Source organism: Metabacillus bambusae, assembly GCF_017497975.1.
In the GTDB taxonomy this organism is placed as follows: domain Bacteria; phylum Bacillota; class Bacilli; order Bacillales; family Bacillaceae; genus Metabacillus; species Metabacillus bambusae.
Genome location: NZ_JAGDEL010000001.1, coordinates 543,126 through 558,495, shown reverse-complemented (window position 1 = coordinate 558,495; position 15,370 = coordinate 543,126). Strand labels below are relative to the sequence as shown.

The following is a 15,370-nucleotide window of genomic DNA, read 5'->3' as shown; positions in this document are numbered from 1 at the left end:
AGGCGCCCTGAGCTTTTGTTATTCAACTGACAGTTTATACAAAGGGATAAGTGTTTGAAAGGTCTCACGAATAACTTTAATCAATTTATCACCATCATTCAAAATTGGGTTTTCTACATTTATGTGACGACCGATAAGAAATTCAGCTTTCTTCACGTCTCTGAACCGCTCAAGAGAACTTTTTAAGTCAATAACATTGAATGGCATAGCATCTTTTTTTGTATGATCTAATGACACATAGAAATCATCTGGGATTGTATTTTTAATAATATCCATATTGTTCAAGAAATTTAACGCTATGTTTTCTTTATTAGGTAATTCGTAAATAAAGGCAAGCCAGATAAAGAGATGATCATCAAATAAACCAACTTGAAAATGGGGGTGTTGCTTGTAGCCGCGTTTATTTGCAGCGATCGCTAACCATGTATCCTTTGGTGGATTAATCGTTCTTCTTGCATGCTTAGCAATATGTAAAAACATTTCATTTTGTAAGACAGAAGATAAATCATCAGTTAATGCTTGGCCAATTACTTGAAATTTAGGCTGGATTCGCCCTCGAATTGCATCCATTCGCTCCTCTAAACCATCTATAGTAAATGTTTCAAAATCTTTACTAGTAAACCCATCAAAATTCATTTATCTAAATCCTCCTATTATTCCTACATTTCCTATTCTAAATGTTGAGCTTATATTATATACGGATAAGCACATGTAAGCACAATGATATGCTTTCAAAATACGAAGAACAACGTTTCGGTATAAAGTGAAGGTGGTATAAGAATAGAGTAAGCCTTGAACAAAACTCTGGCAAGTATATCACTGTAGTTGGGCATGAAACTAGGTAAATACACAATTTCATTCGGATAGTTCCAACTTTTTTTAGACTCACATATTATATAAAAAAACTATTAAATACCTTAAATGAATCTTTGAAATCGTTTCATGGTTACCTTGTTTAATGAAAAAAGAGAAGAAAGGGGCGGTAGAAAGATGAAACAAATTGTGAAAACGAGTGGACAAAAAATCATTAACAATCGTATTGGGGTGTTAAGGCTTGAATTGGATTACGAATTAGCCACCCTTTATGAAGCAATGCAAAATAAAGACTCAAAGAAAAAAACAGAATGTAAGCTAAAGCTAGAAAAGTTACGAAAAGAGTGGATGAAGCTCCAGGCATAGCAGGAGATGAGGAAATCTACAAACGAACCTCGTTGGGTTCGTTTTTATCTGCGCGACAATAATTGATTGATCTTACTTGCTTTCCTTTAATTCAATACAGTATCCTTAACATAGCACGAGTGATTTTTTACATAGAAATGAGGTTACTTTATGACGAATTGGAAGGACATTGATCAAAAGGCAAAACAGTGGGTAAAAGAAGCAGGGGAAAAAATTCGTAGCTCCTTTGAGTCCACACTTTCAATACAATACAAGTCTAATCCTAACGATTTAGTGACGAATATGGATAAGGAAATTGAACAATTTTTAATTGGTAAAATTCAAGAAACCTACCCAGAACATCGAATTCTAGGGGAAGAAGGCTATGGTGATGAAGTAACATCATTGGATGGAGTGTTGTGGATTATTGATCCAATTGATGGAACAATGAATTTTGTTCATCAGCAACGAAATTTTGCCATTTCAGTAGGTATATACGGGGATGGTATAGGATATATAGGGTTGATTTATGATGTTGTACATAATGAATTATATCATGCGTTTAAAGGTGAAGGAGCATTTATGAATGACCTCCCCTTACCAAAGCTTGACAAGGTAAAGATAGAAGAAGCAATCGTAAGTGTTAATGCTACATGGTTATTAGAAAATCCACGGATTGATCATAATCTAATGATCCCAATTGTAAAAAAGGTACGTGGGACACGTTCATATGGTTCTGCAGCACTTGAGTGTGCCTATGTTGCATCAGGTCGTCTAGATGCATATATGACAATGAGACTCGCTCCATGGGACTTTGCAGCTGGCCTGGTATTAATTGAAGAGGTAGGAGGCAGCATGTCAACAATTACGGGTGAGAAGCTTGATTTGCTTACAAAAAACTCTTTCTTTGTCGGAGAAAAAAATCTTCACAACTATATATTATCGGAATACTTAAATAAGTGATTTCACTCTCTTCAAGGTCTTTAGAAAAAGATGATTATGAGTTTTTTAAAGAAATCATTATTGAAAGCAACGAATGGCAAAATGAGGAATGTAATGTAGAAGATTTGCAAACATATTTATTGTCGTACAAAATGTTCAATGGTGAATGGAGGATTTGGAAATCAGGTGACAAACCGGTAGGTGTGAGCTATGTAATGGAATGGTCTCCAGCAAATGAGAAACCATGGATTGGAACCATTCTTGTTCACCCACATTTACGTATGAAAGGTTTTGGGAAAAGTATCTTAGCTGAGATTGGAAGTGAACTTAGTCGAAAAGGACATAAAGCGTTATTCGTTGGTTGTCCAATTCAACAAGATAAATGGCTTCAATTTCTTGGAAAGTGTGGATTTGAACAATTTAAGGTCGAGTTCGATGAATACACATCAAAAGAGTTCATGATAGCAGTAAAGCCTTTATAATTATTAGAAACAGGTAGTTCTCTTTCATAAGATAGTTATAGATAAGAAAAACGAAGGCTTTAGCCATTATTACTCAGCATAAGCCTTCGTTTTCTATTTATAATGGTTGTTGTCTTATAAAAGTCCTTTTTCGCGCATTCTTTTTTTCATAATAAAGCCTGATGCCATAACAGCATTTAATCCAATGATTGCTAATAGAATTCCAAGTATACTCCGCTCTCCTACAGCAATTCCTATTCCTATCATACAAGCTACAGCTAAGAACGCTAAAACGACAAAAATCCATTTCTCAAGTCTCATAAAAAACGACCTCTCCCAACCGAAAAGAAAAATATTTTATTATACTTCCTCTAGTTTAACTAAAATCTTAACACTTTTCTACATTGTTTATGGTATAATATCGAAGGTAATTTTGAAATTATAATGATAACAATTAGAATACTGCGAAAAGTCATACTGTATTACTTGTTAAAAGTATGGAAAACCTTTTAGTAGAGCCTATTTGAATATACATTTTTAGGAGATGAAAGAGTGAAATTACGAAACGATATTCGCAACATAGCTATTATTGCCCACGTTGACCATGGTAAAACAACATTGGTTGACCAATTATTGCACCAATCTGGAACATTCCGTACAAACGAACAAGTTGCAGAGCGAGCAATGGACTCAAATGATCTTGAGCGTGAACGTGGAATTACGATTTTAGCGAAAAACACAGCAATTAATTATAAAGACACTCGTATTAACATTATGGATACACCAGGACATGCTGATTTCGGTGGTGAGGTAGAACGTATCATGAAAATGGTAGATGGTGTTCTCCTTGTTGTAGATGCATATGAAGGATGTATGCCACAAACGCGATTTGTATTAAAGAAAGCATTGGAACAAAAATTAACACCTATAGTAGTTGTTAATAAAATAGACCGTGATTTTGCACGTCCATCAGAAGTTGTTGATGAAGTGTTGGATTTATTCATTGAGCTAGATGCAAATGAAGACCAATTGGAGTTCCCTGTTGTATTTGCTTCTGCAATTAATGGAACTGCAAGTACAAGCCCAGATCCAGCGGATCAAGAGGAAAACATGGTAGCTATATTTGATTCGATTGTTAATCATATTCCTGCACCAATTGATAACAGAGAAGAACCACTTCAATTCCAAGTTGCGTTACTTGATTATAATGATTATGTTGGACGTATTGGAATCGGACGTGTATTCCGTGGAACAATGCAAGTAGGTCAGCAAGTATCATTAATGAAAATAGATGGATCAATAAAGAACTTCCGTGTAACAAAATTATTTGGATTCCAAGGCTTAAGACGTGTAGAAATTGAACAAGCTGAAGCTGGAGATCTTGTTGCTGTTTCTGGAATGGAAGATATTAACGTTGGTGAAACGGTTTGTCCTGTGGAACATCAAGAAGCTCTACCAATCCTTCGTATTGATGAACCAACATTACAAATGACGTTTGCTGTAAATAACAGCCCATTTGCAGGACGTGAAGGTAAATTTGTTACTTCTCGTAAAATAGAAGAGAGATTAATGTCTCAATTACAAACAGATGTAAGCTTACGTGTTGACCCAACTGCTTCTCCAGATGCTTGGATCGTTTCTGGACGTGGGGAGCTTCATCTTTCAATCTTAATTGAAAACATGCGCCGTGAGGGCTTTGAACTTCAAGTATCTAAACCAGAAGTTATTGTAAAAGATATTGATGGTGTAAAATGTGAGCCGGTTGAACGTGTACAAATCGATGTACCTGAAGAACATACTGGCGGAGTAATGGAATCAATCGGTGCTCGCAAAGGTGAAATGATCGATATGATCAACAATGGTAACGGGCAAGTTAGATTAATCTTTAATGTACCTGCACGTGGATTAATAGGTTACTCAACAGAATTTATGTCTTTAACTCGCGGTTTCGGTATTATTAATCATACTTTTGATAGCTACCAACCAATGCAAAAAGGTCAGGTTGGAGGACGTCGTCAAGGTGTACTTGTTTCCATGGAAAATGGTAAATCTACAACTTATGGCATTCAAGGTGTTGAAGATCGCGGTATTATCTTCGTTGAAGCTGGTGTGGATGTTTATGAAGGTATGATTGTTGGAGAGCATACTCGTGAAAATGATCTAGTTGTAAATATTTGCAAAATGAAACAACAAACAAATATTCGTTCAGCTAACAAAGATCAAACGAACACGATGAAAAAACCACGTATCATGTCTTTAGAAGAAGCACTTGAATACTTGAATGAAGATGAGTATTGTGAATTAACACCAGAATCAATCAGACTTAGAAAGAAAATTCTTGACAAAAACGAGCGTGAAAAATCAGCGAAAAAGAAAAAATTAGCTGGGATCTAATAAACAGCTAAATTACCTTGTGTATAGTTTAAAGAAATAAAAAACTCATGAAAATAAAGGCATTATTTTTGCCTTTAATTTATGAGAGAAGAACATAAACTTAAAAAATATTTTTTAAAATAGGCTCTGTTAAAGCTCACTGTTGATTTTTGTACTTTGTTGATTGGGAGATATACGTGAGTCTCCTGCGGGAGGCTCATGGACCGCCCACGGAAAGCGAACGACTGCAGCGGAAATCAACAACCAAATTTAACAGAACCGTAAAATAAAAAAGAAGGCTGATTCTCTTTGATTCAGCCTCTTTCCATACATTCCAAAATTATATTTTGAGGAAAAAGAAAGGTACTGCGCTAGGAGGAGAAAAATTGGATGTAACAGAAAGGCTTTCGTTTTTTCCAAGCTTATATCGTGTTGTCGAATACCCAAAGGTAGGAATGTGGATGCTTTATATAACCATTCTCCTTTTATCCATCCTTGTTTTTAAGCTGGGATTTGCAAAAAAACTACCTATTTTAAAATCAGCTGTTATTTATTTGTTTTTAGCTTTGGGTTGTACAGTTCTAACCTTTTTAGGGATATTTTTACCGGTAGCAGAAGGATTAGTTGTTGCTTCGCTTATATTAATTATTTATAAGATAAGACTATATCAATCAAAGAAACAAGAAGCAGAAGAAGTTAAATAAAACAAAGGTTCTGATTCAAATATCAGAACCTTTGTTTTATTTGATTAAACAATAGTGGAAGAAGAAGTGCAAATAGAAAATGACCTATCATCCACCATAAAATGGCTAGTCCATCACTTAAAGCTGGAGTTTCTTTTATTGAAAAAATCGAAAGTGGAATATATATATAAACTGTTGGAGTTGTAAAAACGAAAAAAAAAACGAATTGTTGCCTGAGATCAAGGTTCAACTTTTCGGAAAAGAAAACATATACCACGCTTATAATAATGGAAACAATTAAATGGAGTGAGAACTCTAGCGATTCTGGTAAGTATTTGTTATACAAAAAATCAATGTTTAACAAAAGTGTATAGACTTTTAATTCTGTAATCGCTTGAATGAATTTTAAGAACAAACCTAAAACAGCTTCGCTAATCACCCCAGTTAAGATTCCTCTCCATATGTTTTTACTTACCAAGTATCTTCAGACTTTTTGTCCTGATATAATCGGAATTTTCCTGTAGCAATTCGGGCATTTGTTTTTTCTTCAATTCTCTCATTACATGGTTTACACATATATGTATGAATCGGACGGTTTCTTAGACGTTTCGCAATTAACGTTTCATCTTCAATCGTCTCAACCTTATCACAAATAACACATTTTACTCTCATTATGCACCTCAAACAATTAGTGTAGCAGCTTTATAATAGCGCTCTTTCTTACTAGTATATCACGTATTATACAAAAACAAATATGACGTTTTCAATCGCCGCTTAATTTGTAGAACTAACAAGCTGTTTCTCGTATTAAAGCGTTTAGAAGACAAAAGTGGACGAAAATAATAAGTTAGTTGATGCCTTCTATATTTCAGTGAAAACATACATGAAGAATGACTTATAGTTGGAACCATTTAGAAAAAAGGGTATGATATTAGTATAAAGTGGAAAGGGAGGGATTCTAATGGCAAATAAGGTTGAAACAAAATTGATTGATCCATTATTTGATGGTCTGCAAAAAGAACGCTTCGTGACAATTGCAACAATCGACCATGAAACAAATTCTCCAAATGTAAGTGCGATTTCTTGGGTATATGCACCTGATAGAGACCGAGTTTTCTTCGCAATTGACCAACGCTCAAGAATTGTTGAAAATATTAAAAAACATCCTGCAATTGTTTTGAATATGATTGCAAATGAATCTACATATTCGATTAATGGAAATGCACATATAAAAGAGGAAAGGCTTGAAGGTGTTCCGCTTAAACTAGCATTAATTGAATTAACAATTTCAGAAGTGCGTGATGTTATGTTTTATGGTTCAAAAATATCTTCTGAACCACTTTATGAAAAAACATATGATGAAAAAGCCGCTGCTAAGCTAGATAAGCAAGTATTAATTGCTATGAAGAATAATGTATAGAAAAAGGACTGCTACTAAGCTGATGAATTCTAAAGAACAGTACTACATGTATTCAAATACATGGTCATACTTTTTTTCGTATTTATTCATCAATTAGGGAGCAGTCCTTTTGAAATTTTGCAAGCATTTTTTAGCCTATTTCTTCAAATGGTTGTTAGATTGATCCTGTTGTTCTTTTTCTAACAATTTTTCTTCATCATTTGTTAATTGATCATTGTTTTGATTAGTAGGCTGTTTTTGTTGGTTATCAAGGATTTCATTAGGTATCTCAGGAACAACGCGTCCCACAATAGCAGCTAACTCATCGAGTATTCCGACAATAGGGCGACCTTCACTAATTTCACGGCCCATTTCTCGGAGTCTGACATTAGTATCGGCGTCAGCAATTACAATAGCACTTGCGCCATAAGGGTCATGCATCAAGCTTTCTGCAACAGTATATTTTATCGATTCAACCTTATTTCGGTCTAACTCTGAATTAACATCAATACCTACAACTGCAAATTGGCCTATTACAACTGCTGTTGCATCATTCACTTGAGGAATTTCATTCGCAAGTTCGACTAAATGTTTTGAAATTTGTTGACCTGTTTTCCGATCAATATTTTCATCAACACTATTTTTAACATTAATTGGTGTGCCAGCATCATTTTCTTGATCTGTTTTAGGTGCACCTTGATTTACAGTACAACCGGTAAGAGTAAAGGCTGATAGTAGTAAAACAGCAAATAAATATCTCATGAAATCACTCCTTAAAAGTTAGGATCACATATATGAAGGTTCCTGAATGAAGGTTTTTTCCTTGCTTTTTAATTTTATTGTCTAATAAACCTTCTATCTTTATTCATCCTTTCATATATTTTAGCAACGCTTCATTCACAGCTTGACTTTTTTTCACTACCTAATTGTTTCACTCCATAAAAAAATAGCAACGGAGTAGGAGGCGGAGGTTTGAGGAAGATTTATGTTCTAGACACAAATGTATTGTTGCAAGATCCGAATTCAATTTTTTCATTTGAAGAAAATGAGGTAATTATTCCCGCAGTAGTATTAGAAGAGGTGGATTCAAAAAAGCGCTACATGGATGAAATAGGTCGTAACGCTAGACAAGTATCAAAACTGATTGATCAACTAAGGGAATCAGGTAAATTGCATGAAAAAATCCCTTTACCAAACGGTGGATCATTAAGGATCGAATTAAATCACCGTTCATTCCATCAGTTGCAAGAAATTTTTGTAGAAAAAACAAATGATAACCGTATTTTAGCGGTTGCCAAAAATTTATCATTAGAGGAGCAGACGAAGGAAAATGGCCGAGCTGTAATTTTAGTCAGTAAAGACACTTTAGTTCGGGTTAAAGCAGATGCAATTGGGCTAATTGCAGAGGATTTTCTCAGTGACCGTGTAGTGGAAATTGATCATATATATACAGGCTTTCTTGATTTGTATATAAGCAGCGATAACTTAGATCGTTTTTATGAAAAAAATGAATTAATTCTTTCTGAGATAACAAATCATCCATTTTATCCCAATCAGTTTGTCATTATGAAAGACGCGTTAGGCGGCTCCGCCTCAGCAATTGGCAAGGTGGATCAGACTGGAAAGAAGATTCAACGACTTGTATTTGATCATGATCATATTTGGGGAATTCGTCCTCGAAATGTTCAGCAAACAATGGCATTAGAGCTATTACTACGAACCGACATACCGTTAGTAACGCTTATTGGCAAAGCTGGAACCGGCAAAACATTACTTGCTCTTGCTGCAGGACTCATGCAAACAGAGGATTTAGGTACTTATAAAAAATTACTTGTTGCAAGACCAATCGTACCTGTAGGAAAAGATTTAGGATTTTTACCAGGTGAAAAGGAAGAAAAATTAAGACCTTGGATGCAACCAATTTATGATAATTTAGAATATTTATTTAATACAAAAAAACCAGGTGAGCTTGATGCTATATTAGCGGGGATGGGTTCAATTGAAGTTGAAGCATTAACGTATATTAGAGGAAGAAGTATCCCTGAACAAATTATTCTGATCGATGAAGCGCAAAATTTAACAAAGCATGAGGTTAAAACGATTTTGACCCGTGTTGGTGAACGAAGTAAAATCGTCTTAATGGGTGACCCGGAACAAATTGATCATCCGTATTTAGATGAGTATAACAATGGACTCACGTATGTAGTTGAAAAATTTAAGGATCAGCCAATCGCCGGACATGTGCGCTTAGTAAAAGGTGAACGATCAGGCTTGGCACAGCTTGCAGCAGATTTGCTTTGAGTGGATGATGAAGAGGGGCAGAAGGTTTAGCTCTGTCTGCCCCCTCTTACAGATGATGAACCAGCATCCAGCATCATACTACATTGATTTGTTTTATATGCTTTATCGGATCAGTTGCATTAGAACCGTCACCTAAATAAACGTGAATTGGGCCATCTTCTTTTAATGGCTTGCCTTGCATGCTAAATCCTAATATGACGTTATTGGCTTCCTCAATCGATATTATGAATGGCTTATCATTTGTAACAAATTCAACATTTAAAGCATCATCTTGAATTCCTGCATTTTGAAGAAATGGCTTTAATGGAACACCAAATGAACCATTTAACACTCTTTGTTTTTCGTATGTACGTTCAGTTTTTAGTGTAGGAGGGTAAATTGCCCCTTCCCTAATTTCTCTTTCCCAATGCTTTGATACAGACTTCGTATATTCTTCTAGTTCATCTTTTGTTTCTTGCTCGGTGATAAAATAAGTGGTTAAATCAACTTTTCTATCATCGAAGATCCACACACCCGGATCTAATGTTATCTGATAATCTACCTTGCCTTTTACCATGACGATTGCTTCCATTATAAACACTCCTTTACATCGCAAGTATAAGCTTTTCAAGAAAATTTGTCACACTATATGAAAATAATGCTCGTATTTTTCTGTGTTACTTGAGCTGAAATTGCCTACTTTTTATTGAAATCACAATTCATTGAAAGTAAAAGTATATGTTTGGGCTGTTTGTCCTTGCTTTTTCAACGATTTGGATTTAATATTAATACATAGAAAAGGGTAATCGCTCGGAAACGGAGGGATTAATTTGGCGTCTGAGATTGCTATTGATCATCGAGAAAAAGCACTTGCCATACTTAAGGCAGATGCTGACAAAATCATGAAATTGATTAAAGTCCAAATGGACAATTTAACGATGCCTCAATGTCCTCTTTATGAAGAGGTTTTAGATACACAAATGTTTGGTTTATCTAGAGAAATAGACTTCGCTGTAAGGCTAGGCTTAATTGAGGTACGTGAAGGAAAAGACCTGCTCGATTCACTTGAGCGAGAGTTGTCTGCATTACATGATGCATTTACAGCCAAATAATTAACCAAAACTCAAACTAACTTTAAGTAAGTTTGAGTTTTTTTATTTTTACTTTCTATAATTTTAACAAGTTTTTAAAGGAATTTCATTTTTCCAAGTCGAAGATATAGTAAAATAAAAGCAACATAGAATAACCCCATGATTAGATAAGGAAGAGATAATAATGGTTAAGAAAATACTAAAATCCTATGATTATTCATTAATATTAGCTGTGGTTTTATTGTGCGCATTTGGACTGGTTATGGTCTATAGCTCTAGTATGATAACAGCTGTTGCTCGTTATGAGGTGGAAGCTGATTATTTTTTTCAGCGTCAAAAACTAGCTTTAATTGCTGGTAGTTTAGCTTTTATCGTCATGATGATTTTTCCGTATAGAGCTTTTCTTACAAGTGGAATGTTGAAGTTAATTGTGTTTGGTTCTATTGGTCTTTTAGGCTCTTTATTTTTTATTGGTCACGTTGCAGGAAATGCACAAAGTTGGATTAAGCTAGGTGGAATGAATCTTCAGCCTGGTGAATTTGTAAAGCTTAGTGTGATTATTTATTTAGCAGCAGTTTATGATAAGAAACAATCATACATAGATGAATTTGGCAGAGGGGTTTTACCACCATTGATTTTTACTGGGATCATTTGTTTTTTTGTGATTATTCAGCCTGATTTTGGGACTGCCTTTATTATAGGAATGATCGCGATTTGTATGATCCTTTGCTCGGGAATGGCGATTAAAAGTATAGGTAAACTTATTTCTCTCGTTTTCTTATTCGGTATTCTTTTGTCGCCTGTTATCATGTTTAAAGCTGATCAAATTTTTAGTGAAGAGCGGTTAAGTCGTTTCACTGGCTTTGCTGATCCTTTTGCTAATGAAGGTGGAGCAGGTTATCAGCTAGTAAATTCATTTTACGCCATAGGATCTGGTGGTTTAACAGGATTAGGCCTCGGTCAAAGTGTACAAAAATACGGATACCTGCCTGAATCACACACAGATTTTATCATGGCAGTAATTGCCGAGGAATTAGGAATCTTTGGTGTCATGTTCGTCCTGATTCTTCTCTCATTTATTGTCTTAAAAGGATTTTCCGTTGCTCGAAAATGTCAGGATCCTTTTGGAACTTTACTCGCGGTCGGAATCTCAAGTATGATAGCTATTCAAGCAATGATTAACCTTGGAGGCTTAACAGGGCTTATACCGATTACTGGTGTTCCGCTTCCGTTTATAAGTTATGGAGGTTCCTCGATCCTTTTATTGCTAATTTCCATGGGCCTACTAGTTAATGTTTCAATGTTTACGACATATCGAGAAACATATCAAAAGCCAATAATTCAAGAAGTCAAGCCTGCTGCAGTTATCAAGCCGTTACAACAAAAAAACAACTCTTCAATGCGTTAAAGAAACAATTAAATGTGTTACGTAATAAGTGCAATATGTTATACTTTTCGGTAAAGAACAACATATTGCACTGTCAAAAGGGGGATTATTATGTCGTTAAGAAAGATTAATAAATTATTAGTTGCAAACAGAGGCGAAATTGCCATCCGTGTATTTCGTGCATGTACAGAGTTACATATTCGTACAGTTGCGATTTATTCTAAAGAAGATTCTGGTTCGTATCATCGTTATAAGGCTGATGAAGCATACCTTGTAGGCGAGGGTAAGAAGCCAATCGATGCTTATTTAGATATTGAAGGTATTATCGAAATTGCAAAAAATAATCGAGTAGATGCTATCCATCCGGGTTATGGATTTTTATCTGAAAATATTCATTTTGCTAGACGCTGTGAAGAGGAAGGGATTATTTTTGTTGGACCTGAATCAAAACACTTAGATATGTTTGGTGATAAAGTGAAGGCACGTACACAAGCTGAGTTAGCAAGTATTCCAGTTATTCCGGGAAGTGATGGACCTGTTACTAGCTTGGAAGAAGCGATCCAATTTGGTGAAAATTACGGCTACCCATTCATGATTAAAGCCTCATTAGGCGGTGGTGGAAGAGGGATGCGAATCGTTCGTAGTGAATCTGGATTAAAAGAATCATATGAACGGGCTAAGTCTGAAGCCAAAGCCGCATTTGGTAATGATGAAGTTTATGTCGAGAAATTCATTGAAAACCCAAAGCATATTGAAGTGCAGATATTTGGGGACCATGAAGGAAATATTGTACACCTTTATGAAAGGGATTGCTCTGTTCAAAGACGTCATCAAAAGGTTGTTGAAGTTGCACCAAGTGTGTCTCTTTCTGAGGAATTGAGAATTGAGATATGTGAAGCTGCAGTGAAATTAATGAAAAATGTTCAATATTTAAACGCGGGAACAGTTGAATTTTTAGTTTCAGGTGATGAATACTTTTTCATAGAAGTGAACCCACGTGTTCAAGTTGAACATACGATTACTGAAATGATAACCGGAATTGATATCGTTCAAACACAAATTATGGTCGCTCAAGGCCATTTGCTTACTGGTAAGGAAATCGGTATCACATCACAAGAACATATTAAGATTAACGGTTATGCTATTCAATCCCGTGTAACAACTGAAGATCCACTTAATAATTTTATGCCTGATACAGGTAAGATTATGGCTTATCGTTCAGGTGGTGGTTTTGGTGTACGACTTGACGCTGGGAACGGCTTCCAAGGTGCAGTGATTACACCACATTATGATTCATTATTAGTTAAGCTTTCAACTCAGGCATTAACATTTGAGCAAGCTGCGTCTAAAATGGTCAGAAACTTAAGGGAATTCAGAATACGTGGCATTAAAACAAACATCCCGTTTTTAGAAAATGTCGTAAAACATCCAGACTTTTTATCCGGTAAATATAATACATCTTTTATTGATACGACTCCTGAATTATTTGTCTTTCCGAAACGTAAGGATCGCGGAACTAAAATGCTTACATATATAGGGAATGTAACAGTGAATGGATTTCCGGGAATTGGGGAAAAGAAGAAGCCTGTCTTTGATAAGCCTGTTATTCCGAAGGTCAAATACACTGAGGAAATTCCTAGTGGAACAAAGCAAATATTAGATACTCATGGTGCTGATGGATTGGTCAACTGGATTAAGGATCAGCCGCAAGTTTTATTAACAGACACAACTTTCCGAGACGGGCATCAATCCTTGCTTGCTACACGTGTACGTACAACTGACTTAAAGCATATTGCTGAACCGACTGCACGTTTAATGCCTGATTTATTCTCCTTAGAAATGTGGGGAGGGGCAACGTTTGATGTTGCTTATCGCTTTTTAAAAGAAGATCCATGGGAGCGTCTGTTAACGATTCGAGAGAAGGCACCTAATGTACTATTACAAATGCTGCTTCGTGCGTCAAATGCTGTAGGATACAAAAATTATCCTGATAATGTAATTAAAGAATTTGTAGAAAAGTCTGCTTTCGCAGGAATTGATGTCTTTAGAATTTTTGATAGTCTTAACTGGGTTAAAGGTATGACGTTGGCCATTGATGCTGTTCGAGATAATGGAAAAATCGCTGAAGCTGCAATTTGTTATACAGGAGATATTCTTGATTCTAGTAGGCAAAAATATGACCTTACTTATTATAAGGATTTGGCAAAGGAACTTGAACAATCAGGTGCCCACATTTTAGCGATTAAAGATATGGCGGGACTATTAAAACCGCAAGCTGCATATAACTTAATCTCAACACTTAAAGAAACAGTTGATTTACCTATCCATCTTCATACACATGACACAAGTGGAAATGGTATTTTCACTTATGCAAAAGCAATCGAAGCAGGGGTAGATATTGTTGATGTGGCGGTTAGTTCGATGGCAGGTTTAACATCACAGCCAAGTGTGAATTCTCTCTACCATGCGCTAGAAGGAATCAAACGTCAGCCAAAGGTCGATATAAATTCAATAGAGAGGCTTTCACAATATTGGGAAGGTGTAAGAAAGTATTATGCTGATTTTGAGAGTGGTATGAATGCACCTCATTCAGAAATATATATGCATGAAATGCCAGGTGGTCAATATAGTAACCTTCAGCAGCAAGCTAAAGCAGTTGGACTGGGTGATAAATGGAATGACGTTAAAGAAATGTATCGACGTGTTAATGATCTTTTTGGGGATATTGTCAAAGTTACACCATCTTCAAAGGTAGTAGGAGATATGGCGTTATTTATGGTGCAAAACAAACTGAATGAAGACGATATTTTTGAAAGAGGAGAAACATTAGATTTTCCTGATTCAGTTATTGAATTATTTGAAGGCTATTTAGGTCAACCACATGGTGGATTTCCAAAAGAGTTGCAACGGATTATATTAAAAGGTCGTACTCCATTAACAGAACGACCAGGTGAACGACTTGAGCCTGTTAATTTCCAGGCAATGAAAGAAGAGCTTTTCCACAGTTTAGGAAGACCTGTAACAAGCTTTGAGGCAATAGCAAATGCACTTTATCCAAAGGTATTTACTGAATATATTAAAACTTGTGATGCATATGGTGATATTTCAGTGTTGGATACACCTACTTTCTTATATGGCATGAGATTAGGTGAAGAAATCGAGGTTGAAATTGAACAAGGAAAAACACTGATTGTGAAACTTGTCTCAGTTGGTGAGCCTCAAGCAGATGGCACGAGAATTGTTTACTTTGAACTAAATGGTCAACCACGTGAAGTTGTCATTAAGGATGAAAGCGTCAAATCTACTGTAGCTACGAAGGTAAAGGCAGATAGTGGAAATGATGAACACATCGGAGCAACTATGCCAGGAACTGTAATAAAGGTTCTTGTTGAAAATGGTGAGAAGGTAAACAAAGGTGACCATCTCATTATTACAGAAGCAATGAAAATGGAAACGACTGTTCAAGCGCCATTTGCGGGAACTGTAACAGGGATTCATGTTTCAAATGGTGAAGGTATTCAAACCGGGGATTTATTGATTGAAGTAGCGAAAAGTTAAATGAAAAGGGACTGACAGCTAATTGTCAGTCCCTTTTC

16 protein-coding genes are annotated in these 15,370 nt (G+C 35.7%); 10 read left to right on the top strand and 6 right to left on the bottom strand.

Annotated elements, in window-relative coordinates; translation table 11 throughout:
* Positions 1–18: 18 nt before the first annotated feature.
* The gene (locus tag I7822_RS02585) at positions 19–636 is read right to left on the bottom strand and encodes a YktB family protein (RefSeq protein ID WP_207975190.1); all 618 of its coding nucleotides are present in this window, start codon (positions 634–636) and stop codon (positions 19–21) included.
* A 354-nt stretch (positions 637–990) separates the two neighbouring features.
* On the opposite strand from I7822_RS02585, the gene I7822_RS02580 reads away from it, so the two are divergent.
* The 3 genes from I7822_RS02580 to I7822_RS02570 all read left to right on the top strand — a co-directional run bounded on the left by I7822_RS02580 (position 991) and on the right by I7822_RS02570 (position 2,582).
* The gene (locus tag I7822_RS02580; protein ID WP_066330558.1) at positions 991–1,179 is read left to right on the top strand and encodes a YkzI domain-containing protein; all 189 of its coding nucleotides are present in this window, start codon (positions 991–993) and stop codon (positions 1,177–1,179) included.
* Between the two features lie 150 nt (positions 1,180–1,329).
* The gene (locus I7822_RS02575; RefSeq protein WP_207975189.1) at positions 1,330–2,121 is read left to right on the top strand and encodes an inositol monophosphatase family protein; all 792 of its coding nucleotides are present in this window, start codon (positions 1,330–1,332) and stop codon (positions 2,119–2,121) included.
* Positions 2,118–2,582, top strand: coding sequence for a GNAT family N-acetyltransferase (locus tag I7822_RS02570; RefSeq protein ID WP_207975188.1), 465 nt, complete (start codon positions 2,118–2,120; stop codon positions 2,580–2,582). The genes I7822_RS02575 and I7822_RS02570 overlap by 4 nt, the downstream gene beginning before the upstream one ends.
* A gap of 114 nt (positions 2,583–2,696) precedes the next feature.
* Here the strand turns inward: I7822_RS02570 and I7822_RS02565 are convergent, their stop codons facing one another.
* Complete coding sequence (locus I7822_RS02565; RefSeq protein WP_207975187.1) at positions 2,697–2,882, bottom strand: YlaF family protein; 186 nt, start codon at positions 2,880–2,882, stop codon at positions 2,697–2,699.
* Positions 2,883–3,113: 231 nt separating this feature from the next.
* Here I7822_RS02565 and typA point away from each other — a divergent pair, with 231 nt between their 5' ends.
* The gene (gene typA, locus I7822_RS02560; protein WP_207975186.1) at positions 3,114–4,955 is read left to right on the top strand and encodes a translational GTPase TypA; all 1,842 of its coding nucleotides are present in this window, start codon (positions 3,114–3,116) and stop codon (positions 4,953–4,955) included.
* 365 nt (positions 4,956–5,320) lie between these two features.
* Positions 5,321–5,638, top strand: a complete 318-nt coding sequence (locus I7822_RS02555) for a YlaH-like family protein (protein ID WP_066330534.1) — start codon at positions 5,321–5,323, stop codon at positions 5,636–5,638.
* Positions 5,639–5,660: 22 nt separating this feature from the next.
* Here I7822_RS02555 and I7822_RS02550 read toward each other — a convergent pair whose 3' ends face one another.
* Both I7822_RS02550 and I7822_RS02545 read right to left on the bottom strand, forming a co-directional pair.
* Positions 5,661–6,056, bottom strand: coding sequence for a hypothetical protein (locus tag I7822_RS02550; protein ID WP_207975185.1), 396 nt, complete (start codon positions 6,054–6,056; stop codon positions 5,661–5,663).
* Between the two features lie 32 nt (positions 6,057–6,088).
* Complete coding sequence (locus I7822_RS02545) at positions 6,089–6,289, bottom strand: YlaI family protein (RefSeq protein ID WP_207975184.1); 201 nt, start codon at positions 6,287–6,289, stop codon at positions 6,089–6,091.
* Positions 6,290–6,578: 289 nt separating this feature from the next.
* Here I7822_RS02545 and I7822_RS02540 point away from each other — a divergent pair, with 289 nt between their 5' ends.
* Positions 6,579–7,037 (top strand): pyridoxamine 5'-phosphate oxidase family protein, encoded by a 459-nt coding sequence (locus I7822_RS02540; RefSeq protein WP_207975183.1) that lies wholly within the window; start codon positions 6,579–6,581, stop codon positions 7,035–7,037.
* A gap of 135 nt (positions 7,038–7,172) precedes the next feature.
* On the opposite strand, the gene I7822_RS02535 is transcribed toward I7822_RS02540, so the two are convergent.
* Complete coding sequence (locus I7822_RS02535) at positions 7,173–7,778, bottom strand: YhcN/YlaJ family sporulation lipoprotein (protein WP_207975182.1); 606 nt, start codon at positions 7,776–7,778, stop codon at positions 7,173–7,175.
* Between the two features lie 210 nt (positions 7,779–7,988).
* Between I7822_RS02535 and I7822_RS02530 the strand changes: the two genes are divergently transcribed.
* Positions 7,989–9,317 carry a PhoH family protein gene (locus tag I7822_RS02530; RefSeq protein ID WP_207975181.1) on the top strand — a complete coding sequence of 443 codons (1,329 nt, stop codon included), beginning with the start codon at positions 7,989–7,991 and terminating at the stop codon, positions 9,315–9,317.
* Between the two features lie 73 nt (positions 9,318–9,390).
* Here I7822_RS02530 and I7822_RS02525 read toward each other — a convergent pair whose 3' ends face one another.
* Complete coding sequence (locus tag I7822_RS02525; RefSeq protein WP_207975180.1) at positions 9,391–9,888, bottom strand: molybdopterin-binding protein; 498 nt, start codon at positions 9,886–9,888, stop codon at positions 9,391–9,393.
* Between the two features lie 238 nt (positions 9,889–10,126).
* On the opposite strand from I7822_RS02525, the gene I7822_RS02520 reads away from it, so the two are divergent.
* The 3 genes from I7822_RS02520 to pyc all read left to right on the top strand — a co-directional run bounded on the left by I7822_RS02520 (position 10,127) and on the right by pyc (position 15,332).
* A complete protein-coding gene (locus I7822_RS02520) occupies positions 10,127–10,408 on the top strand; it encodes an Fpa/YlaN family protein (RefSeq protein WP_207975179.1) in 282 nt (93 codons plus the stop codon).
* Positions 10,409–10,571: 163 nt separating this feature from the next.
* Positions 10,572–11,795: an FtsW/RodA/SpoVE family cell cycle protein gene (locus tag I7822_RS02515; RefSeq protein ID WP_207975178.1), complete on the top strand. Its 1,224-nt coding sequence runs from the start codon at positions 10,572–10,574 to the stop codon at positions 11,793–11,795.
* A gap of 90 nt (positions 11,796–11,885) precedes the next feature.
* Entirely contained in the window at positions 11,886–15,332 is a 3,447-nt protein-coding gene (pyc, locus tag I7822_RS02510) for a pyruvate carboxylase (RefSeq protein ID WP_207975177.1), read from the top strand.
* Positions 15,333–15,370 lie beyond the last annotated feature (38 nt).

What these genes read in the sequence shown, in the direction of transcription:
- I7822_RS02540 (WP_207975183.1), top strand. Translation starts at nt 6,579, where the DNA reads ATGGCAAATAAGGTTGAAACAAAATTGATTGATCCATTATTTGATGGT.
- I7822_RS02515 (WP_207975178.1), top strand. Translation starts at nt 10,572, where the DNA reads ATGGTTAAGAAAATACTAAAATCCTATGATTATTCATTAATATTAGCT.
- I7822_RS02535 (WP_207975182.1), bottom strand. Translation starts at nt 7,778, where the DNA reads ATGAGATATTTATTTGCTGTTTTACTACTATCAGCCTTTACTCTTACC.
- I7822_RS02580 (WP_066330558.1), top strand. Translation starts at nt 991, where the DNA reads ATGAAACAAATTGTGAAAACGAGTGGACAAAAAATCATTAACAATCGT.
- I7822_RS02575 (WP_207975189.1), top strand. Translation starts at nt 1,330, where the DNA reads ATGACGAATTGGAAGGACATTGATCAAAAGGCAAAACAGTGGGTAAAA.
- I7822_RS02545 (WP_207975184.1), bottom strand. Translation starts at nt 6,289, where the DNA reads ATGAGAGTAAAATGTGTTATTTGTGATAAGGTTGAGACGATTGAAGAT.
- I7822_RS02565 (WP_207975187.1), bottom strand. Translation starts at nt 2,882, where the DNA reads ATGAGACTTGAGAAATGGATTTTTGTCGTTTTAGCGTTCTTAGCTGTA.
- pyc (WP_207975177.1), top strand. Translation starts at nt 11,886, where the DNA reads ATGTCGTTAAGAAAGATTAATAAATTATTAGTTGCAAACAGAGGCGAA.
- I7822_RS02525 (WP_207975180.1), bottom strand. Translation starts at nt 9,888, where the DNA reads ATGGAAGCAATCGTCATGGTAAAAGGCAAGGTAGATTATCAGATAACA.
- I7822_RS02585 (WP_207975190.1), bottom strand. Translation starts at nt 636, where the DNA reads ATGAATTTTGATGGGTTTACTAGTAAAGATTTTGAAACATTTACTATA.